The 26,998-nt window shown below is 61.6% G+C and carries 26 protein-coding genes; 11 read left to right on the forward strand and 15 right to left on the reverse strand.

The window, feature by feature from the left end; genetic code table 11:
- Positions 1–28 precede the first annotated feature (28 nt).
- Positions 29–772, forward strand: a complete 744-nt coding sequence (locus BLS60_RS01085) for an ABC transporter substrate-binding protein (RefSeq protein WP_092363683.1) — start codon at positions 29–31, stop codon at positions 770–772.
- Positions 773–785: 13 nt separating this feature from the next.
- Here BLS60_RS01085 and BLS60_RS01090 read toward each other — a convergent pair whose 3' ends face one another.
- Both BLS60_RS01090 and BLS60_RS01095 read right to left on the reverse strand, forming a co-directional pair.
- A complete protein-coding gene (locus tag BLS60_RS01090) occupies positions 786–1,679 on the reverse strand; it encodes a GntR family transcriptional regulator (protein WP_092363686.1) in 894 nt (297 codons plus the stop codon).
- 417 nt (positions 1,680–2,096) lie between these two features.
- Positions 2,097–3,890 (reverse strand): sensor domain-containing phosphodiesterase, encoded by a 1,794-nt coding sequence (locus tag BLS60_RS01095; protein WP_244153338.1) that lies wholly within the window; start codon positions 3,888–3,890, stop codon positions 2,097–2,099.
- Between the two features lie 272 nt (positions 3,891–4,162).
- On the opposite strand from BLS60_RS01095, the gene BLS60_RS01100 reads away from it, so the two are divergent.
- The gene (locus BLS60_RS01100) at positions 4,163–6,082 is read left to right on the forward strand and encodes an ATP-binding protein (RefSeq protein WP_167357634.1); all 1,920 of its coding nucleotides are present in this window, start codon (positions 4,163–4,165) and stop codon (positions 6,080–6,082) included.
- A gap of 140 nt (positions 6,083–6,222) precedes the next feature.
- Here the strand turns inward: BLS60_RS01100 and BLS60_RS01105 are convergent, their stop codons facing one another.
- From BLS60_RS01105 to yjeH, 3 genes are all read right to left on the reverse strand, one after another.
- Positions 6,223–6,546 carry a glutaredoxin family protein gene (locus BLS60_RS01105; protein WP_092363692.1) on the reverse strand — a complete coding sequence of 108 codons (324 nt, stop codon included), beginning with the start codon at positions 6,544–6,546 and terminating at the stop codon, positions 6,223–6,225.
- Between the two features lie 40 nt (positions 6,547–6,586).
- Positions 6,587–7,594 carry a nucleoid-associated protein YejK gene (gene yejK / locus BLS60_RS01110; protein ID WP_070881328.1) on the reverse strand — a complete coding sequence of 336 codons (1,008 nt, stop codon included), beginning with the start codon at positions 7,592–7,594 and terminating at the stop codon, positions 6,587–6,589.
- 105 nt (positions 7,595–7,699) lie between these two features.
- Positions 7,700–8,962: an L-methionine/branched-chain amino acid transporter gene (yjeH, locus tag BLS60_RS01115; RefSeq protein ID WP_092363694.1), complete on the reverse strand. Its 1,263-nt coding sequence runs from the start codon at positions 8,960–8,962 to the stop codon at positions 7,700–7,702.
- Positions 8,963–9,132: 170 nt separating this feature from the next.
- Here yjeH and BLS60_RS01120 point away from each other — a divergent pair, with 170 nt between their 5' ends.
- On the forward strand, positions 9,133–9,552 hold the full coding sequence (locus BLS60_RS01120; RefSeq protein WP_070881446.1) for an Lrp/AsnC family transcriptional regulator: 420 nt from the start codon (positions 9,133–9,135) through the stop codon (positions 9,550–9,552).
- A 162-nt stretch (positions 9,553–9,714) separates the two neighbouring features.
- Complete coding sequence (locus tag BLS60_RS01125) at positions 9,715–10,032, forward strand: hypothetical protein (protein WP_092363697.1); 318 nt, start codon at positions 9,715–9,717, stop codon at positions 10,030–10,032.
- 90 nt (positions 10,033–10,122) lie between these two features.
- Here BLS60_RS01125 and BLS60_RS01130 read toward each other — a convergent pair whose 3' ends face one another.
- The 4 genes from BLS60_RS01130 to BLS60_RS01145 form a co-directional block, all read right to left on the reverse strand.
- Entirely contained in the window at positions 10,123–10,818 is a 696-nt protein-coding gene (locus BLS60_RS01130) for a lipopolysaccharide kinase InaA family protein (RefSeq protein ID WP_092365235.1), read from the reverse strand.
- Complete coding sequence (locus tag BLS60_RS01135) at positions 10,818–11,495, reverse strand: class I SAM-dependent methyltransferase (protein WP_092363700.1); 678 nt, start codon at positions 11,493–11,495, stop codon at positions 10,818–10,820. Before BLS60_RS01135 ends, BLS60_RS01130 begins: the two co-directional genes overlap by 1 nt.
- A gap of 79 nt (positions 11,496–11,574) precedes the next feature.
- Entirely contained in the window at positions 11,575–12,846 is a 1,272-nt protein-coding gene (locus tag BLS60_RS01140) for a sensor histidine kinase (RefSeq protein ID WP_208597269.1), read from the reverse strand.
- The gene (locus BLS60_RS01145) at positions 12,836–13,519 is read right to left on the reverse strand and encodes a response regulator transcription factor (RefSeq protein ID WP_070881333.1); all 684 of its coding nucleotides are present in this window, start codon (positions 13,517–13,519) and stop codon (positions 12,836–12,838) included. Before BLS60_RS01145 ends, BLS60_RS01140 begins: the two co-directional genes overlap by 11 nt.
- 105 nt (positions 13,520–13,624) lie before the next feature.
- On the opposite strand from BLS60_RS01145, the gene BLS60_RS01150 reads away from it, so the two are divergent.
- From BLS60_RS01150 to BLS60_RS01165, 4 genes are all read left to right on the forward strand, one after another.
- Positions 13,625–14,290 carry a dual specificity protein phosphatase family protein gene (locus BLS60_RS01150; protein ID WP_092363706.1) on the forward strand — a complete coding sequence of 222 codons (666 nt, stop codon included), beginning with the start codon at positions 13,625–13,627 and terminating at the stop codon, positions 14,288–14,290.
- Between the two features lie 7 nt (positions 14,291–14,297).
- On the forward strand, positions 14,298–14,672 hold the full coding sequence (locus BLS60_RS01155; RefSeq protein WP_420848383.1) for a hypothetical protein: 375 nt from the start codon (positions 14,298–14,300) through the stop codon (positions 14,670–14,672).
- A 134-nt stretch (positions 14,673–14,806) separates the two neighbouring features.
- The gene (chrA, locus tag BLS60_RS01160) at positions 14,807–16,003 is read left to right on the forward strand and encodes a chromate efflux transporter (protein ID WP_244153339.1); all 1,197 of its coding nucleotides are present in this window, start codon (positions 14,807–14,809) and stop codon (positions 16,001–16,003) included.
- A 60-nt stretch (positions 16,004–16,063) separates the two neighbouring features.
- Positions 16,064–16,294, forward strand: coding sequence for a DUF6434 domain-containing protein (locus tag BLS60_RS01165; protein ID WP_092363712.1), 231 nt, complete (start codon positions 16,064–16,066; stop codon positions 16,292–16,294).
- A 66-nt stretch (positions 16,295–16,360) separates the two neighbouring features.
- Here BLS60_RS01165 and BLS60_RS01170 read toward each other — a convergent pair whose 3' ends face one another.
- The 3 genes from BLS60_RS01170 to BLS60_RS01180 are packed head-to-tail and all read right to left on the reverse strand — an operon-like array spanning position 16,361 to position 19,241.
- A complete protein-coding gene (locus BLS60_RS01170; RefSeq protein WP_070881337.1) occupies positions 16,361–17,047 on the reverse strand; it encodes an HAD family hydrolase in 687 nt (228 codons plus the stop codon).
- Positions 17,048–17,096: 49 nt separating this feature from the next.
- Positions 17,097–18,446: an APC family permease gene (locus BLS60_RS01175; protein ID WP_092363715.1), complete on the reverse strand. Its 1,350-nt coding sequence runs from the start codon at positions 18,444–18,446 to the stop codon at positions 17,097–17,099.
- Positions 18,447–18,449: 3 nt separating this feature from the next.
- A complete protein-coding gene (locus tag BLS60_RS01180) occupies positions 18,450–19,241 on the reverse strand; it encodes a 50S ribosomal protein L11 methyltransferase (RefSeq protein WP_070881339.1) in 792 nt (263 codons plus the stop codon).
- Positions 19,242–19,475: 234 nt separating this feature from the next.
- Here BLS60_RS01180 and sbcD point away from each other — a divergent pair, with 234 nt between their 5' ends.
- Positions 19,476–20,690: an exonuclease subunit SbcD gene (gene sbcD / locus BLS60_RS01185; RefSeq protein ID WP_092363718.1), complete on the forward strand. Its 1,215-nt coding sequence runs from the start codon at positions 19,476–19,478 to the stop codon at positions 20,688–20,690.
- Positions 20,691–20,749: 59 nt separating this feature from the next.
- Here the strand turns inward: sbcD and BLS60_RS21925 are convergent, their stop codons facing one another.
- Both BLS60_RS21925 and BLS60_RS01195 read right to left on the reverse strand, forming a co-directional pair.
- Complete coding sequence (locus BLS60_RS21925; protein WP_092363721.1) at positions 20,750–22,384, reverse strand: methyl-accepting chemotaxis protein; 1,635 nt, start codon at positions 22,382–22,384, stop codon at positions 20,750–20,752.
- A gap of 293 nt (positions 22,385–22,677) precedes the next feature.
- Positions 22,678–23,415 (reverse strand): GntR family transcriptional regulator, encoded by a 738-nt coding sequence (locus BLS60_RS01195; RefSeq protein ID WP_092363724.1) that lies wholly within the window; start codon positions 23,413–23,415, stop codon positions 22,678–22,680.
- Positions 23,416–23,589: 174 nt separating this feature from the next.
- Here BLS60_RS01195 and BLS60_RS01200 point away from each other — a divergent pair, with 174 nt between their 5' ends.
- Together BLS60_RS01200 and BLS60_RS01205 are read left to right on the forward strand one after the other, a co-directional pair.
- A complete protein-coding gene (locus tag BLS60_RS01200; protein WP_092363727.1) occupies positions 23,590–24,420 on the forward strand; it encodes an amidohydrolase family protein in 831 nt (276 codons plus the stop codon).
- 32 nt (positions 24,421–24,452) lie between these two features.
- Positions 24,453–25,754, forward strand: coding sequence for an SLC13 family permease (locus BLS60_RS01205; RefSeq protein WP_092363730.1), 1,302 nt, complete (start codon positions 24,453–24,455; stop codon positions 25,752–25,754).
- A 116-nt stretch (positions 25,755–25,870) separates the two neighbouring features.
- On the opposite strand, the gene BLS60_RS01210 is transcribed toward BLS60_RS01205, so the two are convergent.
- A complete protein-coding gene (locus BLS60_RS01210) occupies positions 25,871–26,998 on the reverse strand; it encodes a PQQ-dependent sugar dehydrogenase (protein ID WP_092363733.1) in 1,128 nt (375 codons plus the stop codon).

A 26,998-nucleotide genomic window follows, 5' to 3' on the forward strand; every position in this document is an offset into this window, starting at 1 on the left:
CATCAAGCAATTCTGAGTGAGGCAGGCGATGAGTGTTTCTGCATCCCTACGACAGGCCTTCGCGCCTTACGGGTGTCTAAGGGCTTCGATCAATCTAGGCAATCCTATTCTGGCCGGACTTGATCCGGCCAACGGCAAACCATGCGGTGTCTCCGTCGATATTGCGAGGGCTCTGGCCGAACGACTTGGCGTGGAGCTCGAGTTGGTGGTTTGGGACGCCGCAGGCAAGTCTGTAGAAGCCGTTCAGCTTGATCAGGCCGATTTTGGCTTCTTCGCCATCGATCCCAAGCGTGGTGAGCAAATCGCTTTCACTGATGCCTATGTGCTGATCGAAGGTGCCTACTTAGTCAGCGAGCATTCGTCTCTGCGTAGTAATGAGGAAGTGGATCGGCCGGGTACTCGAGTGACTGTCGGCAAAGGTAGCGCCTACGACCTTTACCTCAGCCGCGAGCTGCAACAGGCGAGTATCGAGCGGGCACCCACATCGCCTGCTGTGGTGGAGCATTTTCTCACCCATGGCCATGAAGTGGCAGCTGGAGTACGCCAGCAATTGGAGGCCGATGCCTTGCGTTTCGGCGGTTTGCGCCTGTTACCGGGTCGCTTCATGGTGATTCGCCAAGCCATGGGACTGCTGCGGAACCGTGGAGACGAGGCCCAGAGCTTTCTTGCAGGTTTTGTAGAGGAAATGAAGGCCTCAGGATTCGTTGCCGATGCCCTGAACCGGCATGGCATTAAAGGCGCGTCGGTTGCGCCTCTTCAAGAAGCGGGGTAGCGAAAAGCCTGGTCTAGTTACCTTCGGGCCGAAGAATGTCGTTTATCTCGCTGAGATTCCTCAGCGTCGCGTGCAAGTGATCCCTTAGCGCATCAGAGGCCTGCTGCGGCTTGCTCTTTTCGAGCAGTGCGAGTATTTCCAGGTGCTGCTCGCAGTGCTCGACGTAGCGTGCACGGTTCTTCATTGAACGGTAGGAGAGTAGGCGGCGTACTTTGTTGATCCGCTTGATGGTGTCAATGAAGAAAGGGTTGCCCGAAGCCTCAACCAGGGCTTCATGAAAACGTACGCCACGGTCGTGCAGCTCATCGGCGCTGGCGGTTTCGATACCGCCGTTGATCAGTTCCAGTTCGACAGCACGGCAACGTTCGATAATAGCGGGCTCTATGTAATACCCCGGCTCTAGGAGAGCTGCTGGTTCAAGGGCCAGACGCATTCGATAGGACTGCAACAGGCTGTCGGGCGTGGTTAGCATCGACGAAAATTCCCAGCCGTAACCGGGCTTTCGGTTCACCCAGCCTTCGCTGGATATTCGCGCCAGCAGCGTTTGTAACTGCGTACCCGTCAACTTGTAGCGCGCCTTCAGTGCACTTTCAGATACGGCCATCGGCAGCTTGCCAGTAAGCAGATCATCCGCTACGGCAAAATATGCTTGGCCAACCAGGTTTTGCGTGGCCGGCTCGCGTGGCGGGCTGTGGACCTCAGGATCTTGAGCCAGGAAATAGCCACGATTTTTCATGCGTACCAGCAAGCCTGATTCGCAAAGCGATTGCAGCGCGTCGTTCACTGGCGAGCGAGAGACGTTCAAACGGTCTGCAATCTTTTGCGCCGCCAGGTGACTACCAACGGGCAGCTGTTCTTGGGCAAGCAGTTCGACGATTTTGGGGATGATGGCTTGTGCCGTATTCATTTGGGTGCTGCCTCGATCAAGCTGGACACTGTAATAGGCTGTCCCGCTGCGTTCAATCGGCAGGCGATCTAGCCCACGTGTGCCTTGATGAGATAGATGAGCCAGAGGCTGGGCAGGGACTGGGCCCATTTACTCCCTGCGAGTGCGTGCTCTAGAAGGCGTCAGGAGTCATACAGGATGAATAAGAAAAAATGAAAGGAGGATTTGGTTTCCAGCGACTGCTCGTAGTTGGTAGCGGAAACTGGTGACGCTATCCGCTAGACGCAGCCGGTCATGACCATCCGCTCCGCTATCAGCAACGGCTTTATTTCGCATCCCCGGCAGATGACAGCGACAGTCACCTGCTCTCGGTCACCGGTAGGTGTGCATGTGGCCCGAGTTGGTGCTTGTGCAGGACTGCTTTTACAAATACCAACCTCAACCCTGTCTGGTACTCGCGCTTTTGTCCTTCAGCCAAGCCACCAAATCCGCTGGTGGCAGCGGCTTGGCGAAGTAATAACCCTGACCTTGCTGGCATCCCCAGCCGCGCAATAGGTGGTAATGCAGTTCGGTTTCGATGCCTTCGGCCACCACCGTCAGACGCAGGTCTCGCACCAGGCTGATCAGGCCGCGGATGATGTGCCATTCGCTGTTGCCCGGTTGCAGGTCGGCCAGCAGCGAGCGGTCGAGCTTGACGGTGGTGGCGGGGATCTGCCGCAGGTATGCCCAGTTACTGTAGCCGCTTCCGAAATCATCGATGCCGATGGCCACACCCAGGTCACGGAATCGTTGCAGTTGCACGTGCACCAACTGGAAGTCGGTGACCAACACGCTTTCGGTAAATTCGAGCTCGACGTGCTGAGGCGCTAAATCGAACTCGTGCATGGCCGCGACCAACTCATCGAACAGCAGACCATCGGTCAGATCCAGGGCCGAGACGTTCAGCGATGTGGTCATTTCCAGGCCCTGGCCACGCCATTGAGCCAATTGCTCGCAAACATGCCTGACCACCCAGCGAGTGATGTTGCGTATCGATGCGGTGGTTTCGGCGAGCGGGATGAATTCGGCGGGGCTGATTTCCCCCAACGTTGGGTGGGTCCAACGCAGCAACGCTTCGACCGCCACGCAGCGATTGCTCGCCAGGTCCACGCGCGGTTGGTACACCAGCCTGAGCTGGTCGGGGGCCACTAGCGCCGCTTCGATGGCGTTTAGCAATGCCGTGCTGCGGCGCAAGCTGGAATCGATCACCGGGTCGTAATCGAGCCAGCGGCGTTCGCTCCTGCGTGCTGCGTCGGTGATGCTGGCCATCAGGCGCAAAATATCCATTGGCGTACCGGCTTCACGATCAAGCTGCAGCACGCTGATCCCCACATCGGGAAATACGGGTACGTCCGCGCTATACAGCGGCCGCTTGAAGGCCGTGACGACTGCGTTGAGTAACTGTTGCACCGGCAGCGCTGGGGAGGGCTCGAATAGCGTCACGAAACCCAGGGTGCCAGAGCGATACAGCCGCGCGCCCGTGGGGAGTGTTTCCACCAGCAGCTCTTTGACAGCCAGCATGAAGTTGGCGAAGAACTCCAGCCCCAACGCCTTGACCAGCCCATCCATACCGGATGCGGATAGCGGCTCGACGAGGATGGCTACCCGGTTAGCCGTTGACGGTTCATTGAGGATGTCCGCCTCGAAGCGCTGCCGGTTGGGCAGGCCGGTCTGGGGGTCGGAGAAATGTTGCCGATGAATCGATTGCAGGCGCGCCACTACCACCTTGGCCGCGTCCAGCAACAAGGTTTTGCCTTGCTCGTCCATCGGGCGGCGTGTCTGATTGTCGATGATGCACAGTCTGCCAAGGCTCAGCCTGGGCGTGATAATCAGCGGCGCGCCGGCGTAATAGCGGATAAAGGGCTCGCCCGTGACCAGTGGGTTGCTAGAAAAGCGCGGGTCACCGACTGGATCGCATATCTCCAGCACCGCCCCGGTTTCGAGGTTGTGCGCACAGAATGACATCTCCCGCGGCGTGCACTCGGGCTCCATGCCAACCCGTGCTTTGAACATCTGGTAATCACGATCAATGATGCTGACCAGTGCAGTCGGCACGCCAAAGTAGGCAGAGATCATGTTGACGATACTATTGAGCACCGGATCCGATCCACTTTGCAGGTCAGACGTCAAACGGTCCACTTCAGCCAGACGTGCTCGTTCTTCTTGCGGGGAAATGAGATTGCACAGGGTCATATCAGCTACTTACCGCGAAATGGCAGGGAATCAGCGAGTTGCGGGCTCCCTTTGTATGCTTGAGCTTAGCCATACTAGTTGGCTCTCGACAATTTAGCGTGCCCCAACCTCGGGCAGACAGATGCTGCGGTGCGCTCGGCCGCTCAGGCTAAAGCGGCCTGGGTATTTGCCGATAGCCTTATATAATGGCAGTTCGAGCGGTTATCCTCACGCTCACAGTCTGCCAGCTCTTGCGCATCCGAGATTCCGGATCTGGCCCCATGGAGCCACACTTGATCAGTATTTTTTCCCGGAGCCTTGAGCGAGTCCGCCGGCTTACGCGTACTCAGCTAAGCCTGCCGGTGCGCTATGCAGGCGCCGCCGTTGTGGTCGCGCTGTGTTGCGCGCTGCGCGTGCAGCTGCCGTTTACCGAGTTGCCGTACCTGTTTTTCATACCGGGCCTGATGTTCATCGGCTTCTGGGTTGGCGTCGGGCCGTCCCTGCTGGGATGCGTATTGGCAGTATTGGCGGCGCATTATTTCTTTATCGGCGAAATCGGCCTTCAGGACCCTTTGCACACCTGGGCCAGCAGCGCGAGTTTCGGGCTGGTGACTTTCGGCATGGCGGTGGTCTGCGCACTTTTCCGGAAAAGCCTGGACGCACTCTCCGATATTAACGAGCGCCTGGAGCACGAGGTTGAGCGCCGTACGCTGGAACGCGACGGCATCTGGAACGTATCGCCCGACCTGATCTGCGCCTTGTCCGCAAGCGGGGAAGTGCTGGCGATGAACCCGGCCTGGCAAACCGAAACCGGGCACAGCGATCAAGCACTCAAGGATGGCGCGTTTTTCAGCTTCATCTCTCCGTCACAACTGTCCGATGCCCTGCGCAGCCTGGGCGAGGGGCCCATTGCCGAACTCAATACCCAGGGTGCTCGTAGCAATGGTCTGCCGCTGCATCTGAACTGGCGAATTGCACGCCGCCAGGGGCATTACTTCGCGGTCGCCCGGGACATCACGCTGCACAAGGAGCGCCAGGAGGCATTTGAGCAGGTCAGGTCGCAATTGCAGCAAAGTCAGAAAATGGAAGCGGTGGGTCAGCTGACGGGCGGCCTGGCTCACGATTTCAACAATCTGCTCACCGTGATCACCAGTAGCTTGGACATGCTCGAGCAGCGCCTTGCGCAAGGCCGGCACGGGGATCTTCAGCGATACGTCGGGCTGGCCCGCAATGCTTCCGGGCGCGCCGCCTCCCTCACACACCGTCTGCTGGCCTACGCCAGGCGTCAGACATTGGCGAGTACGGTTGTCGACCCGGTGTCGCTGGTCCAGGACATGAAGGAGCTGATCAGCCGCACGCTCACGCCGCGTATCGAGCTGGAAGTGTTGCCACCCGAGCAGGCGGTGTTGTGCTTCTGCGACGCTCATCAATTGGAGAATGCGCTGCTAAATCTGTGTATCAACGCACGCGATGCCATGCCTCAAGGCGGTCGGTTGAAGATCGAGGTCAGCCAGCTGCGTATCGAGCCTGCGCAAGCTACCGCTACGCTGAACGTCGGAGATTACGTGCGCTTCCGCGTGACGGATACCGGCGTGGGTATGCCAAAGAGCGTGCTGGAGCGTGCGTTCGATCCGTTCTTCACGACCAAGCCGCTGGGCTCCGGCACGGGCCTGGGGCTGTCGATGGTGTATGGCTTTGCCCGGCAATCCGCCGGGGACGCGCAGATCGAATCAACGGTAGGTGAAGGCACCACCGTGAATCTGTTTCTGCCATTGCACCACGGCGTGCAGACAGCCACCGAGGTCGCTGCGCCATTGATTGCGGAAGAGGCTGCGCCTGCGCCAAGTGGTTTGATCCTGCTGGTGGACGATGAAAAAGCCATTCGCGATCTTGTCGGCGAAACCCTGGAAGACATGGGTTATCAGGTCGTGAAAGCGGCAGCCGCCGCGGATGCGTTGCAACAGCTGGAACGGCTGCCTCAGGTGGGATTGCTGATCACCGATATCGGGCTGCCGGGCGGCATGAGCGGCGATGAACTCGCGGTGGCTGCGCTGCAGGCGCGGCCGACGCTCAAGGTGTTGTTCATTTCCGGTTTTGCCGAAAACAGCGTGCCTGCGATCGCATTCAAAAGCGGCCAGACCGAACTGCTCCTCAAACCATTCGCCGTCAAACAACTCAAGACGATGGTTCGGCAACTGCTGGTTCCACGCTGAATGCTCCGCTTCCGTTCGTAGGCAGCTCACACTCATGCCGGAGCGCTGCATATCAGAAAAGGCGAACGGCGCCTCTGCACATGGCTGGCGTGTCTGTTGAGACGGCTAACGCTGTCAATGTTGACGGTTGCCAGCGATGTTCAGTAAGCGGCCAGAATCCCCTGTGGGTCATAGCCGTGGATCACCTTGCCGTTGACCTTGAGCACCGGCACGCCACGGCCACCGAGTGCGTCGTAGGCGCGGCGTGCGTCGGTGGACGTTTCGATGTCCCGTTCGGTGTAGGCAATGCCGCGCTCGTCGAGGAACTCGCGGGTCTTGGCGCAATAGCCGCACCAGCTGGTGGCGTAGAGGATGACCTCACCGTGGCCGGCGACCTGCTGGTTATTGCCAAACAGCATCGGCTCGATGCGATCCCATTGTTGCCAGGTCGCCAGTACCGCAAGAATCAGCAAAATCCGTTTCATGGTGCAGTCCTCTTTGGCATAGGCAACCTTACGCGATGGCTCAATCCTTGCGACGTTTCAACTGATCAGTCAACTGAGTCGGTAGGTTGCGGATGGTCAGCGTGTCTGACGCTTCATCGTATTCAACCTTCGAGCCCAGCAGGTGGGCCTCGAAGCTGATCGACAGGCCTTCGGCACGGCCGGTGAAGCGGCGGAACTGACTCAGGGTACGTTTATCGGCGGGGATTTCCGGCGACAGCCCGTAGTCCTTGTTGCGGATATGGTCGTAGAACGCCTTGGGGCGCTCTTCGTCAATCAATCCCGACAGCTCTGTCAGGGTCATTGGCTCGCCCATCTTGGCCTGGCTGGTGGCGTAGTCGACCAGGGTGTCAGTCTTGGCGCGCGCCTGTTCTTCGGGCAAGTCCTCGCTTTCGACGAAGTCGCTGAACGCCTTGAGCAGAGTGCGCGTCTCGCTCGGCGAGTCGACGCCTTCCTGGCAGCCGATGAAGTCGCGGAAGTATTCCGAGACCTTCTTGCCATTCTTGCCCTTGATGAACGAGATGTACTGCTTGGACTGCTTGTTGTTTCGCCATTCGCTGATGTTGATCCGCGCCGCCAGGTGCAGCTGGCCGAGGTCCAGGTGTTTGGCGGGTGTCACGTCCAGCGCGTCGTTCACGGCCACGCCTTCGCTGTGGTGCAGCAGGGCGATGGCCAGGTAATCGGTCATGCCTTGCTGGTAGTGGGCGAACAGCACGTGGCCGCCGGTGGACAGGTTGGATTCCTCCATCAGCTTCTGCAGATGCTCAACCGCCTGGCGGCTGAACGCAGTGAAATCCCCGCCTTCTTCCAGATAGGCCTTCAGCCAGCCGCTGAACGGGTAGGCGCCGGATTCTTCGTGGAAGAAGCCCCAGGCTTTGCCCTGCTTGGCGTTGTAGCTGTCGTTGAGGTCGGCGAGCATGTTCTCGATGGCTTGGGAGGCCGCCAGTTCGCTGTCGCGGGCATGCAGTACGGCAGGGCTGCCATCAGGCTTCTTGTCGATCAGGTGGACGATACAGTGACGGATCGGCATGGAGGGTCTCTTCCGGCGTTACGCAAAAAAAATGGGGCCGGCAGAGGCGGCCCGCGTTGCGCAGAGTTTACCCGACTGGCATCACTGCGGTCGCCCGTCGCGCAGTCAACCGAGGGCGATCGCCGTGCGACGCGCCTGGCGCCGACGGTCGAGCAGCATGAGAATGCCGAGTAGACCGATGGCGTACAGCGCATCGAGCCCGAGCATCAGCAAAATGCCGATGCACAGCAGTGCGCTGATGCCGGCCAGCCAGCGCCAGAAGCCCTCCAAAAGCACCCAGCCGGCGGCCATGCTGAACAGGTAAATGACGATGAAATTGCCGTTGGCATAGCGGATCAGCTGATCCAGTGGCAGCGACAGGCACCAGATCACCGTGGTACTCAGCGCGCAACTGAGCACCACCACCAGCAAGGCACTGGCCGGCACGCCATTGCTGTTGCGGCTGGCGAGGCGGCGTGGCAGCTTGCCTTCGTCGGCCAGGCTCCAGATCAGCCGCGCGAAGCCCTGGATATACACGTTCATCGAGGCGAAACAGGCCAGGTAGCCGATGCTTGCACTCAGCCAGCGCGCCTCGTCGCCCAGCAACAGATCGAGCATGCGTGGTAGGGATGCCGCATCGGTGCGCACATCGCCGTAGGCATGGAAGCTCAGCACCGCCACCGAACACGCCCAGTACACCAGGCCCGCCAGCAGCACGCCGAGTAGCAGCGCCAGGGGGAAATCGCGCTGCGGGTTCTTGAACTCTTCGCCCAGGTGCGTGAAGGCCTCGATGCCGACGAAACACCAGAACATCACCCCGAGCGCCACCGGCATCAGTTGCCAGTTGCCGGCCAGCGGCGGCAGCAACGGCTGCTCGGCGTGCGGCAGGTCGCCCTTCCACCAGATCAGCGCGATGGTCGCGATAATTGCCAGGGCGATGGCGATCTGTACGCCGCCCGAGGTGCGTGCCGGTCGCTGACCGAGTAGCAAGATGATGCCCAGGGTGACCAACTGGACGGCCAGCACCGCCACGTCACTCAGTGTGAAGAGCGCGTGCCAGAAGCCGCTGGCGATATTCAACGCTGCCGGCAGCCCTACTGGCAGAACGGCCAAAAACAGAAAGGCACTCAAACGCTCCATGCGCCCGCCGAAAGCGCGACCGATCAGGTGAGGCGCCCCGCCGGCATGCGGGTAGTGGCGGCCAAGCTGAGCGAAGGTGAACGCCATCGGCAGGATCAGCACGATGAGCAGCAGCCAGGCCCACAGGGATATCTCGCCAGCGGCCGTGGCGGCCAGCGCCGGGATCACGAAAATACCGGTGCCCAGCAGCGAGGTGGACAACAGGCCGATGCCCTGCAGCAGCCCCAGTTCCTTGTTCAATCGACTCATGTTGTATGCTCTCGCTCGTCCTGACGCGCCATTGGCAGAGCGCCTGCTGGCCCATGCCGCCATGGTAAGGCCGCCTCGCCTGTGCGGCTGCTGGCGAAGCGTCGTCGATGACCGACGAAACGGCGGGAATACCCGTCATCCTGTTTGTGCAGAGTGGTGCAGAGAGCCCAGTGGATAAGTTCGATCAACGCATCATCGCCCTGCTGCGCGCCGACGCGCGCCTGAGCGTCACCGAAGTGGCCCGCCAGGTCAGCCTGTCACGCTCAGCTGTGAGCGAGCGCATCCGTCAGCTGGAAGCATCCGGCGTGATTCAGGGCTACCACGCGCGCATCGCCGAACCCACCAGCGTCGCGGTGCGCGCCTACCTGGAATTGTTCTATACCGGCGGGCGCTGCGAGCAGTATGTAGAGCGCATGCGCGTGTTTCCGGAAGTGCGCCGCTGTTCGGGTATCAGTGGCGAGACCGACATGATGGTCTACGTGGAGGCGCCTTCCATGCAGCGGCTGGCCGAGGTGCGTGGCGAGATCGAGAACTTTCCCGGCGTCTACAAGGTGAAGACTCATGTGCTGGTCAAAGACTGGCTGATGTGAAGCCAGGCAGGCGGTGGATCACGCCTTTGATCCATCAGGCACTCGCTACCCTAAACGAGGGCCCAACCACCGTGCCCATGGCAGACGGTTGAAAACCACCATCCGGCCTCTGGATCGAGGCACGCCACGGGCGAGGCAGGGCTCAATGGGCAGGTGCGGGCAGTGGCCCAACAAAAAGACTTCAAGCGGGATGGCACCATGAGCAAAGCAATCGCAGCCGCCTATGTCGTGGCAGTTCTGATACTGATGGTCGCTGCCAGCCGTATTGGGTGGCTTCGCTGCGAAAATTTCGGCTGCATGGGCATTGGCGTCGCCTGGTTTGCCTGGAGCATGGCGTTTATGCCTGTCCTGGCCGTTGGTGCTGCACTGCGGTGGCGCTGCGCACTCGGTCCAACCCTTGGCAAGGTCGTGCGCGTGTTTCTATGGGCCCAGGTAGCGGTAGGCGTTGCGCTGTTGGCTACCTGGGTGGCACGCGCATAGCGGCCTGATTGCACTGGAAAACGCTGCCTTTACGCGAGGCGCAGGTGCGTTGCAGTGACCAGTCAATCAGCCAGCGGCGTGCACCGGCGTTTAGGGGCGCATCAACGCTGCATAGGTCTCCATCAGAAGGCTCCAGTCCCCGTCGGGCATCGCACCAGAATGGCGTCGCAACTGGCGCATGTCATGGCGGGAGGCATTGCCCGCGCGCCAGCGACGGCGACTTTTTTCCAGATCGAGGAGGGCGATTTCGGCGGCAGGCGGCGCGCCGTCATTGCTGCTGACCTTGACGAAGATGTGCTTGGCATAACAGCAGCCATGTTGCCATCGGCCGTGGTGCAGGCGCGCCAGGGTGTTGGCCAATGCCGTCAGCATAACTGTCACGTGCTCGGCGCTTCGCTCCACGGCGTACCACTGCTCAAGGCTGATAAAGCCTGGCAAGGCCTGGGTGATCAGCAGCGCTTGCCAGTCGCCTTCATGCTTTCTGGCTGCGCCATAGACGATCTTGGGCACGCTGATGCCGAGCCGCGCGAAGGCCCGGTAGGCCTCCAGCTCGCGCATGATGGTCGGGCGGCCCAAGGGGTGGCGAAGGCAGCGGTACAAGTGGCCGGTCTGGCGTTTGCTATACAGGGCTGGATAAGACGGATTGCGCGGGTGCAGCAGCTGCACACCGCTTTCACCGTCGCGGCGCTGGTTGAGGGGCTCCACCCACGCACCGTTGCATTGCCACCAGCGGTCGAAGGTCGAGCTGGCCTGTACCGCCGAGTGATAGCCGATTAGCGTTGCCATCATTGCACCTCACGCTTGCGCAATGTGTAGGTACGCCACATGGCGTAGCCAGGCAGGAAATCGCTGTAGCCGAGTACCTGGAAACCGGCCGTGAGAAATTCAAGCTCGATTGCCTGGCGTCTCACCACGAAACGGTTTTCGCCGCCCCCGCGCCGCTGTTCCAGTCGGTTGCGCCGCCATGCCTTGTAGTTACCGTCGACCCACAGGGAAACGATCACCGTGTCCCTGGTAACCCGGTGAAATTCGCGCAACGCCGCGAGGCGGTGCTCTGAAGACTGGAAGTGGTGCAGCAAGCGAATGCAGAACACGCAGTCGACCGAGTTGTTGCCCAGTGTGATATCGAACGCTGACGTCTTGAAGGTTCGTACCCGCCTGACCACCTCGGGTGGCTGGGCGGCGAGGGCGGTTGCAATCATGTCGGCCGAGTTGTCGGCTGCCAGGATCACTCGGTTGGGGTGCTCGGCAAGCATCGGCCAGAAGCGCCCGGCGCCGCAGGGAAGATCGAGCACCAAGTTCGGGTCACCGGCCATGCGCAGCGCGGCGCGCCCGACCTGCACGTCACGCCAGTGAGACAGGCGCCGGGCCGGGCCGGCCTGGTGCTTGTGCAGGTAATGTTGCGCATGTTGCTGATCGTATTTGCTGGAAAAGGGCAGAGCGACGGGGCGCGGCTTGGACATGGCGAGGCACCTGGATGGAAGTGCCTCGATGTTACGAAGCGGATTCTGATGAACCCGTTAAGCGAACGTGAAAAAAGCGTTAGGTCGGCGCCGCGAGCGACACCTGAAAACAGCTACCAGTAACGGGCAGGCTGTGCACCGAAATCTGCCAGCCCTGATGAGCGCAGATGCGTTTTACCAGCGACAAGCCCAAGCCCAGCCCTTCTCCGCGGGCCTGCTCGCCGCGCACGAAGGGATCGAAGATCTGCTCATGCTGTTGTTCGGGAATGCCCACGCCGCTGTCGTCGACGCGAAAGCCGTCGGCCAGCAGGGTCAGGGTCACGAAGCCGGTTTCGGTGTAATGCAGCGCGTTGCGCAGCAGGTTGGCCATCACCGTGCGCAGCAAGGTTGGGTTGTAGACGGCATCGTTCTGCGCCTCCACAACCAGGCGGAAATCGAGACCTTTCTCGCGCATCAGCGGTGACCAGATATCGACCTGCTCATCGGCGATTTGCCGCAGGCTGGCGCTGCCTGCGAACAGGCTTTCGTTGCCCTTGACCCGAGCCAGTTGCAGGAACGTCTGCACCAGATCCTGCATTTCGGCGCTGGCTCTTTCGATGCGCTCCAGTTGTTTGCGTTGGGTGGGTTCGAGGGCGACCTGGGAAAGCAACTCGCACGAACTGGCGATGACCATCAATGGCGTGCGCAGCTCATGGCTGACGTCGCTGGTGAACAGCCTTTCGCGCTCCAGAGATTGGCGCAGTCGCCCCAGGGTGCTGTCGAACGCAGCGGCCAGTTGGCCGACTTCATCGTCCGGGTACTCGGGTGCCAGAGCGGGTGCCAGCGGCAGCAGCTGGTCGCGGTGACGCACCTGGTTGGCCAGCTTGCTGACTGGCCGCATCACCCGCTCGGACATGAACCAGCCCAAGGCCAGAGCACCAAGCACGGAGAGCAGGAAGCCGGCCAGCACGACGTTGAACAACACCTGCTCGCGTTTTTCGAATTCGCTCTGCTCCTGTACCAGCAGGTAGCGCTCACCGTTACTGATCTGGGTAAACAGGTAATAGGCGCGTTCGCCCTCGACCTGCTCGCTGAACCCTTTCGGCAGGTCGGCGTAGCGATCAGGAATCCTGTATCCAGGGTAGCTAGATGCGTAGAAACGGGTCTTTGCGTCCAGGCGTGGAGCCTGCCCGTTCTTCAGATCCTGCTCGATTACGGTGTCCAGTTCGAGCGCGAGCTCTTCGGAAACCAGATGCTCTTCGATCAAGTGAACGATGGCGACGATGCTCAGGGAAAATATGCCGCTGACCAAGATGGTCATGGTGACGAACGCGATAAGGATGCGCCGGCGGAACGGCTGTTTAGTTTCCATCACGATTCGCTGCCAGGCGATAACCGACGCCATGCAAGGTGTGCAGCAGCGCTGTGGTGAACGGCTTGTCAATGGCCTGGCGCAGTTGGTGAATGTGGCTGCGCAGGCTGTCGCTGTCAGGGCAATCGTCGCCCCACAAGGCCTCTTCAAGCGCCTCGCGGCGCACCACGGCAGGTGAGCGCTGCATCAGCACGCCGAGCAGCTTCATGCCGAGTGGGTTAAGTTTGATGAGCGCCCCGGCGCGGGTCACGCTGAGGGTGTCGAGGTCGTAGCTCAGGTCGGCGACTTCCAGCACGCGACGCCGATTACCTTGGGAGCGCCGCAGAATGGCTTCGATGCGCGCGACCAACTCTGACAATGCGAAGGGTTTGATCAGGTAGTCATCGGCCCCGGCGCTCAGGCCCTGCAAACGGTCTTCGAGCGCGTCACGGGCGGTCAGCATGAGAATCGGAATGCTGCTGCGCGCTTCCTCGCGCAGGCGCCGGCACAGCTGGTAGCCATCGAGGCCGGGCAGCATGATATCCAGCACGATCAGGTCGTAGTGGCCTTGAGTAGCCAGATGCAGACCGGACAAACCGTCCTGCGCACAATCGGCCGTATAGCCCTTCAACTGCAGGTAATCCAGGATATTGGCCAGGATGTCGCGGTTGTCTTCGATCACCAGAATGCGCATTGCTACGTTCTCTTCACAGAATTGACGCTTTTTTCACGAAGCGATGACGATGCCCTCACAGGGCAGCCGCGAGACTGTGCTCGTTCATCCAGCCAGGATCATACGATGCCACAGCTCCGATACGCCTCACCACGCCCGTTGTCTTTTATCTGCTGGTTGTTGGTGGCCGTACTCGGCATGCCCACAACGGCTGCCTGGAGCGCAGTTCGGCAAGCGGGCGCCGATCCGCACTGGGCACAGCCAGTGGACCAAGCCTTCAACCTCTATCGCATGCAGCCCGACCTGTATCGCAGTGCCTTGCCCAGTGCCGAGCAACAGGGCGAACTGCAGCAGTTGAAGATCGCCACCGTGATCAATTTTTACCAGCGCAGCGATGCGGACTGGCTGAGCGTGCCGAGCATCCGCCAGATCCATCAGCCGCTACATGCCGACCGCATGGACGACGCCGATGTGCTGCAGGCGCTGCGCAGTATTCGTCAGGCCCAGGCGGACGGCCCAGTGCTGATTCATTGCAAGCACGGGCAGAACCGTACCGGGATGATCGCGGCCATGTACCGCATCGTTTACCAGGGCTGGAGCAGGCAGCAGGCCATCGACGAAATGCGCGAGGGCGGTTTTGGCGGAAGAGAGCGGTTCGAGGATGCCGAGCGCTACCTGCAACAGGTCGACCTGGTGCGCTTTCGCGCGGCGCTGGACAGTGGAGCCTGCAGTACAAGCCCGTGGGCTTATTGCGTGTTGAAGGAGAAAGTGTTCCAGGCACTCAACGAGTGAGGTAATCATGACCGTGATGATGTGGCGTCGATTGCTGCTGCCAGCAGTACTGATCGCATTACTGGGCGGTTGCCAAAGTACCCGCGACTACATGCTCGCGCAGGGTTACTCGGCCGCGTTCGCGTCGGGCTATGCCGACGGTTGCACCAGCGGCGATAGCGCCGCCAAGGCACTCGGCGCGTTCCGCAAGAATGTGCCGGTGTACCTGGCGGACGCGCAATACGCGACTGGCTGGGACGACGGATTTAGACAGTGTCAGGCCAGTGCGAACGCTGACATTGATCGTCGCCTGCAGCCTGACAGTCGAGAGGACCGTGCCTGGCGCAGGCAGGTTGATCAGGACATGGCCAAGGCGCTGAGCCATTCGAGGAAGAAAGGCTAGAAAGCGCAGATGCCTTAAAATTGTCATGCAGCTGTCGCAAACTTACTCGTTTGGTAGGTGATCGGCTGGCAATGGCTGGCGGTTACCCACATTTGCGCAGCCCGCGTGTCGATCTGTTGCCTGGAACCCTTTGCGTGCCTGAAGCCTCGCGTACCCCCGCCACCTCGTGGTCGATCTTTCTGATTTTCCTGCGCCTGGGGCTGACCTCCTTTGGTGGCCCGGTCGCGCACCTGGGCTATTTTCGCGAGGCGTTCGTCACGCGTCGCCGCTGGCTGAGCGAGCAGGCGTACGCTGAGCTCGTTGCGCTTTGCCAGTTCCTGCCTGGTCCGGCCAGTAGCCAGGTGGGTATGGCGATCGGCTTGTCGCAAGCCGGTTACCGCGGTGCGCTGGCGGCATGGGCTGGCTTCACGTTGCCGTCCGCTGTGCTGCTGATGCTGTTTGCACAAAGCATCGTCGATCAGGGCGATTCGCTCGCCTCGGGCGCCCTGCATGGGCTGAAGATCGTCGCCTTCGCGGTAGTTGCCCAGGCTGTGTGGGGCATGGCCCGCACGCTCTGCCCGGACGTTCCGCGGCGCGGGATGATGCTCGCCGCGGCCGTTCTGGCATTGCTGATGCCCGGCGCCTTGGGGCAGGTTGCAGTGATCGTCGGCGCCGGGGTGCTGGGCTGCATATTCTTCATGCCCGCGGCCAACAGCGGTGCAAACTCGCTGCCCGTCGGCATCACTCAGAAAACCGGTGCGCTCTGGCTGGCCCTGTTCGTCGCGTTACTGCTAGGCCTGCCGGTGCTCGCGTACAGCCTGCAGAGCACGACCCTCAACGTGCTGGATGCGTTCTACCGGGCCGGAGCCCTGGTGTTTGGCGGTGGCCATGTGCTGTTACCGCTGTTGCAGGCCGAGGTGGTGCCGAGCGGTTGGGTCAGTAATGATCTGTTCCTTGCCGGCTACGGGGCCACCCAGGCGGTGCCCGGCCCGCTGTTTACCTTCGCGGCATTTCTCGGCAGCGCGATGCAGGCGCCGTTATCCGGCTGGACCGGCGGGTTGTTGTGTCTGCTGGCGATCTTCCTGCCATCGTTTCTGATCCTCGCCGGCGTATTGCCGTTCTGGGCGCGCTTGCGCGGCCGTCCGCGTATTCAGGCGGCGATGCTCGGGGTGAACGCCGGCGTGGTCGGCCTGTTGCTGGCCACGCTGTATCAGCCGGTCGGTACCAGCGCCATACACGGTTTACTGGACCTTGCCCTGGCGATCATCGCGCTGATTGCCCTGATGGCCGGCAAACTGCCGCCCTGGCTGGTGGTGCTGGGTGGTGCGGTTGTGGGATGGTTGGCGCTCTGAGCCGCCCGGCAGTGACTGCCGCAGTGGATTTGCCTTTTCTTTGGTTAAAGGAAGCAGCTGATGGCGTTTGACTGGCATAGCGGCACGATCGAGCGCGACACGGTGATTGACGGCACGTATCGCAATACCCAGAAAGTGCGACGCTTCATGCTGCAGCAATGCGGTGCTGATTTCCGCTTCGACCGACCGTTCATGGCATGGATTAGAAGCGGTGCGCCGAGCACCATGGGCGATGTGGTGGATGAGTGGAAGCGCCGCCACGGCAGCTCATCTACGCGGCCCGCTATCTGACGCCGCAGTCCAGCGGGGTATCGGTGAAAATGCCAGGCACTGCTTTAGCAGCGTTGGCATCGCCGCTTAGGTTTCACCGTTCTGAACACGCTGCACGAGGCCCGGCAATTCATCCATACGCCCGATAAGGTGCTCGACACCCAGCTGGCGCAGGGTTTCGCCATGTTCTGGCGGAATATGACTGGCGCCGAGGAAGCCGATCACCTGCATACCCGCGGTAAGCGCAGCAGTAGCACCCGTAACGCTGTCCTCCACGACCAGGCAATTGCGCGGGTCGACGCCAGCGGTTTCCGCGGCCAGCAGGTAGAGGTCAGGGGCGGGTTTGGGGCGTTCGACCTGATCGGCGCTGAACACGCCACGGTTGACGCGCTCGACCAGCTCGCAACGCTGCAGAGCGAAAGCCACAGCATCTGAAAGACTGTTGGACACCACCGCCAGCGGCAGGTCGATCTTCATCAATGCATCACGCACGCCAGCGATGGGCTGCACTTCAGCGCGAATACGCGCCTTGATGATGTTGCGGTTCTCTTCAAGAAACCCGGTGGGCAGCGGCTTGCCGAAATGCGCTTCGACGCGTGCCAGGATGTCGCGGCTCTGCAGCCCGAAAGTGCCAGCCAGGACCACGTCCAGCTCGTGAGCCGGGTAGTATTCGGCGAGCGCTGCGTGCAGGTGGCGCTCGGCGATGATCTCGCTATCGATCAATACGCCGTCGCAGTCACAGATCAGCAATTCGATAGAGGGTTTCGGCTGCATGGCGACAATCTCCAAAAAGCGGGAGGGCTTGTTTATCACAGAACTGCTGTCAGTTAGAACCGGGTGCCAGCGCGCCTGCCGGCCGCTGCAGCAGCAACAGCGGCAGCCCCGCGCCAAGTATCACCAGCCCCAGCAGTGCGCCAGCGCCGGCGTACAGCGTGCTCGCCCAGAACAGACCGAGGCAGCTGGCAGCGAACAGCAAGGGCATCAGTGGATACAGCGGCACACTGAAGGGACGCATGCGATCGGGCTGCAGGCGACGCAGACGCAGCAGTGAAAGGGCAGTCACGCACATGAACAGCCAGAACACTGGGGCGGTGTAGGCGACCATGCTTTGCACGCCGTTTTCGCTGAGCGCGCCGAACAGAATCAGCGGCAAGGTGATCAGGCATTGCGCCAGCAGCGCACGCACCGGAGTGGCCGCACGGTCGTTCCAGGCGCCAAGCATCGACAGCTGCGGCACGTCGCGACCCAATGCGTAGTACACCCGCGATCCAGTGAGAATGGTGGCGTTCAGCGTGCTGATCGCGGTGATGCAGATCAGCACGCTGAGCAGTACGCCACCCCACGGGCCCGCGACGATGGTCATCAGGTCGGCACCGATCGCGCTCGACTGGCGCAGGCCTTCGAGCCCGAAGATGTTGATGAACACCAGGTTGGCCAGCAGGTACACAGCGGTCACCACCAGCGTGCCGAGCAGTAGCACACGGCTCATGTTGCGGCCCGGGTTGCGCAGCTCGCCAGAAAGATAAGCCGCCTCGTTCCAGCCGCCGTAAGTGAGCAGCACGAACACCATACCCATGCCGAGCATGCCGGCCAGGTTACCGCTGAACTCGTTGTCGACCGGCGCGACTGCTTCAATCGGTTCGGCCAGCAGCAGGCCGGCGAGAATCACAGTGATCAGCGCCGCGAGGGTGATGCCGGTGAACAGCACCTGCAGGCGCTTGGATTCGTGGGTGCCGAGGATATTCAGCGCGGTCAGCGCCACCACCACCATGGTCGCGTGCCAGGCGCTGCCGTACTCACCCAGCGGCAGCAGACGCTGCGCATAATCGCCATAAATGAACGCCACCACGGCGATCGCGCCGGTCTGGATCACCGTGCCTCTCGCCCAGGCGAACAACAGGCTTAGCTGCCGCCCCCAGGCCAGGTGCAGATAATGGTATTCACCACCGCGATCCGGGTAGCAGGCGCCGAGTTCGGCGTAGCACAGCGCGCCGACCAGCATCAGCAGGCCACCGGCCAGCCACAGGGCGATATACAGCACGCTGTTGTCGGCGTGCTGAGCCACCAGCGGCGGGAAACCGAAGATGCCCACGCCGATCACCACGCCGACCAGCAGGGCAACGCCGTCGATGACCGACAGGCCGGGTTGTCGTGTCGTTGTGCGTGCGTTCATGGCTTAGCTCCGTCGCGCGCTCCAGCCGGGCACCGCGCCCTCGGCGGAGATCGGCTCGATGCGATCGCCGTTGACCTGGCCGACATACAGTTTGCCGTCGATCTCCAAGCGCAGTTCAGTGCCGTTCAGGCGACCGCGCAGCCTCTCCTGATGCTGGGTGACGCCGGTGATTTCCTGAAAGCTCTGCTGCAGATCGACATTGAAGGTTTCGCCCTCGCTGTCGATCTCCCAGTTACCTGCCACCTTGGCCGGCACGATCCATAGGTAGATGCGCGCGCCTTCGACGATGTCGCTGCGATCAGGCTCCCAGTCATCCATGCTGAACGCGTGCGATACCACGCGGGTGCCGGGCTTGAGTGTGTCGAGAATCACCGGGCGCAAGCGCATGTTGACGGTGTTCAGCAGGTACATGGTCAGCACATCGGCGTCGGCAATGTCCTTTTTGAACAGGTCACCCTGCTCGAACACCACCTTGTCCGCGACCCCTGCCTGCTGCGCGTTGGCCTCGGCTTCCTCGATGCGCTGCGGGTTCAGGTCGATGCCGTAAGCCGCCTTGGCGCCGCGATCCTTCACCGCCGAGATGGCGATGCGGCCATCGCCCGAGCCGAGATCGACCACGTAGTCATCAGGGCTGACGTTGGCCATTTCCAGCATGCGCGCCACCACCGGCTCGGGCGTTGGCACATAAGGCACATCCAGAGCGATGGTCTGAGCGTGGGCGGCGCTGTGCAGCAGGCCACACAGGGCCAGCGCTGTGGCGCACAAGGACAGCGGGCGGGCGGACGCGGTGCTCATCGGCGTTTACTCCTCAACAGGGTCGGTAAGGGGAAGGGCAACGAATTTTCCGACCGAGGCCTTTTCGCAATGGTTCGACCCGTGGAACGGCCAGTGCCAGACGGACGGCCGTAAAGTGCCGCTCAGGGCAGTCAATACGCCGCCTGCAGGTGTGTTACCTGATGTGAAACCATTGCCTTGATGGCGGTGAGAAGGCATGGTGATCGGATTTTTCAGTCACGGGATCGGGCCGTCATGCGCCTTCTGCACACCTCCGACTGGCACCTGGGCCAGCACTTCATGGGCAAGACGCGTCAGGCCGAGCATCAGGCGTTCTGCGCCTGGCTGATCGAGCAGGTGCGCGAGCACCAGGTGCAGGTGGTGCTGGTCGCGGGCGACATTTTCGATACGGGTTCGCCGCCCAGCTACGCCCGCGAGCAGTACAACCATTTCGTCGTCGCCCTGCGCGACACCGGTTGCCAGTTGGTGGTGCTCGGCGGCAACCACGATTCGGTGGCCATGCTCGGTGAAAGCCGCACCCTGCTGGCCCAACTCGGCACCCGGGTGATTCCAGGTGTCGGCGTGCAATTGCAGGATCAATTGCTAGTGCTCGACGGCGCCGACGGCGAGCCGGCGGCGCTGCTCTGCGCCATTCCCTTCATCCGCCCGCGCGACGTGCTGCGCAGCGAAGCGGGGCAGAGCGCGGCGGATAAACAACTGTCGCTGCAGCAGGCCATCCACGGGCATTACCAGGCGCTCTTCGAGCTGGCCCTGGCGCGGCGGGGCGAACTCGGCGGCAGCGTGCCGATCATCGCCACCGGGCACCTGACCACCGTGGGCGCCAGTGCCAGCGAGTCGGTGCGGGAAATCTACGTCGGCGCGCTGGAAGCCTTCCCGACGGCGTCTTTTCCAGCCGCCGATTACATCGCCCTGGGGCATATTCACCGGCCTCAGAAGGTCGGCGGCCTTGAGCACATTCGCTACAGCGGATCGCCGATCCCTCTGAGTTTCGACGAAGCCCGCCAGCAGAAGGAAGTGCTGCTGGTCGAGGTCGACGAGACGGGCTTGCGAGATGTAAGCGCGTTGCCGGTGCCGCGCTTCCAGGTGCTGCAATCGCTACGCGGCACGCTCAAGACCCTGCCCGCTGCGCTGGCCGAAGCGGCCGCTGAAGGCAGCGCTGAGCGACCAGTGTGGCTGGAAGTGCAAGTCGAGGGCGACGATTACCTCAGCGATCTGCAGGTGCGTATCGCCGCACTGTGTGAGGGGTTGCCGGTGGAAGTGCTGCGCATTCGCCGCGCCCGCGGCAGCGCAGTCGCCAGCCTGCAGAGCGAGCAGGCGACCCTCGACGAGCTGACGCCGGAGCAGGTGTTCGCTCAACGCGTGCAGCAGGAAACTCTCGACGAAGCGGATGTGCAGCGGCTTGGAACGCTCTATCGCGGGGTGCTGGAAAGCCTTCGCAACCAAAGCTGATGGCGGGCGCTGCATCAAAAACGCCACCTGAGCAGGTGGCGTTTTTGCTGGGGGCACTGTTAGATGCGGAATTGCCCCAGCAGGCGGCTGAGCTGCTCGGCCAGTTGCTTGAGGTGCTGGCTGGCAGCACTCGACTGCTCGGCCGACTCGGCGGCGCTGTGAGCCAGCGCTGCGGTGTGGGTGACGTTCTGGTTGATGTCGTCGACCACGTGGGACTGCTGCAGGGTGGCACTGGCGATGGAGGCATTGAGGCCGGTCAGGTTGCGCAGCGACTGGGCGATCTGCGCCAGGCTTTCGCCGGCCTGGCTGGCCTGGTCGACCGTCAGTTGCGACGCGCGGCTGCTGTCACTGATTGCTTTCACAGCGGCCTCGGAATTGCCCTGCAGACGTTCGATCATGCCCTGGATTTCCGCGGTGGATTTTTGCGTGCGCTGGGCCAGCAGGCGCACCTCGTCAGCGACCACGGCAAACCCGCGGCCCTGTTCGCCGGCCCGCGCGGCTTCGATGGCGGCATTGAGTGCCAGCAGGTTGGTCTGTTCGGCAATCGAGCGGATCACTTCCAGAACACCGCCGATCTGCGTGCTTTCCGTGGCCAATGACTGAATTACCGTCACGGCTTTATCGATGGTCCCGGATAGCTGATCGATCTGCTGCAGGCTGGCGTCGATATTGCGCTGGCCTTGTTTGGCCTGCTCTTCGGCGGTGTGCACTTCGCTGGAGGCATGTTCGGCGTTCTTTGCCACGTCCTGCACGCCGTATGTCACCTCGTTGACGGCGGTCGCAACCAGCTCCATCTGCTGGGCCTGCTGCTGGCTGTGCTGTTGGGCCGCCGTGGAAATATCGCCCAGCGAGCGCGCGGCCTGATCGAGCGAGCCGGCGGATTCGAGCAACTGGCGGATCACCTGGCGCATCTTGCCGGTGAACGCGTTGAAATGACCGGCCAGCGCCGCCAGCTCATCACTTCCCTGATCATCCAGGGCGTGGGTCAGGTCGCCGTTGCCGCTGGCAATGTTCGACATTGCCGTCACCGCTTGTTGCAAGGGCAGGGCGATACTGCGCGAGATCATCACCACCAGCGCGATCAGCAGCAGGGTCGCGGGTATGCCAATAGCCAGCGCACGCAGCGCCTGGGATTTGAACTCGGCCTGCACGTCATCGACATACACGCCCGAGCCGATGATCCAGCCCCAGGGCTGGAACAACTCGACATAGGAAATCTTCGGTACCGGCTCGCTGCTGCCCGGCTTGGGCCAACGGTAGTTGACCGCGCCAGCACCTTGAGCACGCGTGATGGCGACCATGTCGTTGAATAGCGCCTTGCCGTCCGGGTCCTTCAGGCCAGAGAGGTGCTGCCCTTCGAGCTTGGGATTGGTCGGGTGCATGATCATGGTCGGCGTCTGGTCGTTGATCCAGAAGTACTCCTGGCCGCCGTAGCGCAACCCGCGGATCACTTCCATCGCCTGCTTCTGCGCCTGTTCGCGGCTCAGGCTGCCGTTGGCTTCCAGGCCCTGGTAGTGCTTGAGCAAGCCAACCGCACTCTGCACCACGTGCTGGGTTTTCTCGGCCTTGCCGGCATACAGGCCGAGGCTGATCTGGTTGAGCATGTAACCGCCCAGTAGCATCAGCATGAGGACTGGCAGCACTATGATGAGCCACAGACGACGATTTATGGGCAAGCGACGCAAGCTGTTCATGGGCGCATTCCTGATTATTTTTATTGTCGATGTTGCAGCGCGACATCTTTCTTTCAGCACGTGATAGCACTTCGGCAGCAGCGCGTAAATCTAAATAGTGGCACTTCGAGAGTTGGCTGCGCAGGCAGGGATTCAAGCCGCGGGTGAGCCTCAATATGATGAGTTTTGCGCAGGCGCGGATGCGCTGCTTGGCAGCGCATCCGCGTGTTGTGCGAGCAACGCCCAAAGCGTCGATGCAGGGAGCAGGACGGTTGCCCGTTTGCGCGCCACAGGCATGGCGCCGAGCTGGTCTGTCAGCAGATATCGATCTGGTAGTGGAAGTTGTTCGCCGCTGCCCGCGACAGGCGATATTCCAGCGGGCTGCGATCGTAACCCAGCGCCGTGCGTTCGATTATCACGATGGGATTGCCGGGCTCGATTGAAAGTGTCCGTGCAACTTCGGCATCGGCCGAGCCGACCGTGAGGGTCTCCCGCGCCGAGGCGATGCATTGGCCGCACTGCTTTTCGTAGAAGGGATAGAGCAGGTCACCAAAGGTGGTCGAGTCGATATCCAACAGCACGATAAAGCGCGAAGCGGGCAGCCAGATTTCCTCATGAAACAAGGTGCGGTCATCGATCACCCGCAGGCGTTCCATGCGCAACACCTGTTCGCCGCTCTTCAGCGCCAGTGCCTTCGCCACCGCCTTGGAAGGCTTCTGCAACTCCTTGGAAAGAATCCGGCTGCTGGGGATTTCCCGGCCCCCGCTGGCGTTCACCTGGCGGAAGAAGCGTGCCAGCGACGCATCGAAATTAGGCCTGCGCACGAAGGTGCCGCGGCCCTGGCTGCGTAGCAGCAACCCTTCGCTGACCAGCGCATCCACTGCCTTGCGTACCGTACCGATGGCCACGCCGTAGAGCTTGGTCAGCTCCGCTTCGGTGGGAATGGGCGCGCCGGGCGACCACTCACCCGCAGCGATCTTGGCGAGCATTTCCTCGCGCAGGCGCTGGTACAGCGGCAAGCGTTGATCGTATCCGAGTGTTGAAGGCTTCATCGCGTGTTCATGTCCGGTTGCCACAAGCAGGCGCCACTCTACCACTGGCGTATCGATTGACAGAATGTCCAACGCAGATATATGGTCAACTATTCATATATATGACTGCATGTCGTAATAACAACCGGCGGCTTCGATGCCGACCGCTACAACAATCGATCAGGTACCGCTTTCATGAGCACCCGCAGCCTTGCCATCACCGGCATCGACACCCATGCCCATATCTTCCGCCAGGACTTGCCGATGGTGCCCAACCGTCGTTACAGCCCGCATTACGACGCGCTGGTGGAGCAGTACCTGGCGCATCTGGACCGCCACGGCCTGTCCCATGGCGTGCTGATCCAACCGAGCTTCCTGGGTACCGACAACAGTTTCCTGATGGAGGCGCTGCGCCGCTTTCCCGAGCGCCTGCGCGCCGTTGCAGTGGTGGATGTAGCAGTCAGCGACGAGGAGCTCGACGAGCTGGCCGAGGCCGGTGTCGTGGGCATTCGGTTGAATCTGATCGGCAAGACGCTGGCGGATTACACCGGGCCGCGGTGGAGCGCGCTGTTCAAGCGTCTGGCGAGTCGAGGCTGGCAGGTGGAAATTCAGCGCGGCATTGATGATCTGGCGCTGATCGTGCCGGCCATCATAGCCACCGGAATGAACGTGGTGATCGATCATTTCGGCCTGCCAACCGGCGGTATCGACCCTCGCATCGCCAATCACCAGGCACTCCTCGAGCTGCTGGGCAATCCACGTGTTTGGCTCAAGCTCTCGGCCGCCTACCGCAGCAAATCGGATCCGCTCGTGGCCGCTGCATTGCTGGCCCAGGTTCGCCAGGCGGCCGGCGGTGTCGAGCGCTTCCTGTGGGGCAGCGATTGGCCCAACACCCAATTCGAAGATCAGACAAACTATGTCGAGCAGTTCGAATTGATCGAGGCGCTGTTGCCGGACGCGGCCGAGCGTCACCAGGTGCTGGTCGAGAACCCCTCCCGCCTTTTCGGCTTTTCCAGCACGCGCTGAGCCCATTCGAACAACAACAGGAAACCTTCATCATGATGAGCATGCTCGTCGTCGCGGCCATCGTCGTCGCGGTCGCCCTCGGCTACAAAACCAAGATCAACATCGGTTTGTTCGCCATCGCCTTCGCGTACCTGATCGGTTGTTTCGGCATGGGCCTGAGCCCGTCCGAGGTCATCGGCATGTGGCCGGTGAAGATCTTCTTCATCATCTTCTCCGTGTGCCTGTTCTACAGCTTTGCCACCGTCAACGGCACGCTGGAGAAGCTATCCGAACATCTGATTTACCGCTGTCGTAGCGTGCCGCAGTTGCTGCCGTTTGCGGTGTTTTTCACTGCGACGGTGATCTCGGCGATGGGGGCGGGCTACTACACCGTGCTGGCGTTCATGGCGCCAATCACCTTGCTGCTCTGTCAGCGCACCGGCATGAGCCTGATCGTCGGCGGCATGGCGGTGAACTATGGCGCCCTGAGCGGCGCCAATTTCATGTCCAGCCAGAGCGGCATTATCTTCCGCGGGCTGATGACCAACGCCGGCCTCAGTGACAACGATGCCTTCATCAACGCCATCGGCATTTTCGCCAGCACGCTGATCATCCCGTTGTTGGTGATCTCCGCCTTCGTTTTTCTGACCCAGCAGGGCCGAGCGATGAAAACCTCGGTGTTCGATGTCAGTGAGCCAACACCACTCAATCGCGAGCAGAAGATTACCCTCTGGCTGACCCTGGCCATGATGGCCATCGTCCTGGCTGCACCCATCGCTCACATCGCACTGCCGGCCAATGCCACCATCAGCTTCATCAACGCCAAGATGGACATCGGCCTGATCGCCAGTATTTTCTCGGTAATCGCGCTGCTGTTGAAACTCGGCGATGAGCGCAAAGCGATGGCCTCGGTGCCCTGGGGCACACTGATCATGATCTGCGGCGTTGGCATGCTGATTTCGGTGGCGATCAAGGCCGGCACCATCGATGTACTGGCCTCGTGGATCGGCGGCAGCATTCCGCCCATTCTGGTGCCGCTGGTATTCGGTATCGTGGCGGCGTTCATGTCGCTGTTTTCCAGCACCCTTGGCGTTGTGACCCCCGCATTGTTTCCCATGGTGCTGCCGATTGCCTCGGCTCTGGGGCTGGAGCCGATGGTGCTGTTCATCGCCATTGTGGTCGGCGCTCAAGCCACCTCGATTTCGCCATTTTCGTCGGGCGGTAGCCTGATTCTTGGCTCCTGCACGTCGGAGCAGAGCCGTGCTTCGCTGTTCCCGCAACTGCTGTTCAAGGCCGCGCCCATCGGCTTCGTCGCCGCCCTGGTGTTCAATGTGCTGCTGACATTCGTCTATTGAAGCCAGCGTCAGGCATAAAAAAACCGCAGCCAGGGCTGCGGTTTTTTTGTGTGCGACGTATTTATGTAGGCAGGTGTTGAGCGCAGCGATACCCAGGGGCGGGCCGCGCTATTTAGCTACTTGGGCTGCAGCTCCAGCAGCCGGCCGCCGCTGCCATCCTCCAGCAGCCACACGCTGCCATCCGGGCCTTGCTCCACTTCACGGATGCGTGCGCCCATGTCGTAACGCTCGGCTTCACGGGCGTTGTCGCCGTCGAAGGCAACCCGCACCAGTGCTTTTGAGGACAGCCCGCCGATCAGGCCGGCGCCGTCCCAACCGGGGAAATGCTCGCCCTGATAGATGACGAAACCGGCGGGGGAGATGACTGGCGTCCAGGTGATTTTCGGCGCTTCGAACTCGGGGCGAGTGTCGTGATCCGGGATCGGCTTGCCGCCGTAGTGATCGCCGTTGGAAACCTCCGGATAGCCGTAGTTTTCGCCACGCACGATCAGGTTCAGTTCGTCACCACCGGCGGGGCCCATCTCGTGCACCCAGAGTTTGTCCTGCGCGTCGAAGGCGATACCGAGCATGTTCCGATGGCCCAGCGACCAGACCTGAGCGGCAACGCCGCCTTGGTCGGCGAACGGATTGTCGCCCGGCGGGCTGCCGTCGTCGTTGAGGCGCAGCAGTTTGCCGAGGTTGGCCTTCATGTCTTGGGCCGGGGTGAATTTCTGCCGCTCGCTAGAGGTGATCCACAGCTTGCCATCGGGGCCGAAGGCCAGGCGATGACCGTAGTGGCCGGCGCCGCTGACCTTTGGTGTCTGCTGCCAGATCACGCTCAGTTCGGTCAGTGCGCCGCTGCCGTCTTCGTTCAATTGCAGCTTGGCGCGGGCGACTGCGGCGCCGCGGGTGTCACCATCACCGGCCTCGGCGTAGCTGATGTAGACCCAGCCGTTGTCGGCGAAATCCGGGTGCAAAATCACGTCGCCAAAGCCGCCCTGACCACCGTAGGCGACCTCCGGTACACCGGCGATATCACTGGTTTTGCCGCTTTTCGGGTCGACATGCTTGAGCGCACCACGCTTCTCGGTCACCAGCAGCGTGCCATCGGGCAGGAAGGTCATGGCCCAGGGTTCGTCGAGCGTGGCACGCGGTTCTGCGGTAAACGGCCACTGCGCCTGGGGCAGTGCCTCGGTGGCCTGAGCGCTAAGGGTGGCGAGACTGAGTGCGATGCCACCGAGCAGGTGGTGAACGGGACGGACCAT

Origin of the sequence: Phytopseudomonas seleniipraecipitans, from assembly GCF_900102335.1 — a bacterium.
GTDB lineage: Bacteria > Pseudomonadota > Gammaproteobacteria > Pseudomonadales > Pseudomonadaceae > Aquipseudomonas > Aquipseudomonas seleniipraecipitans.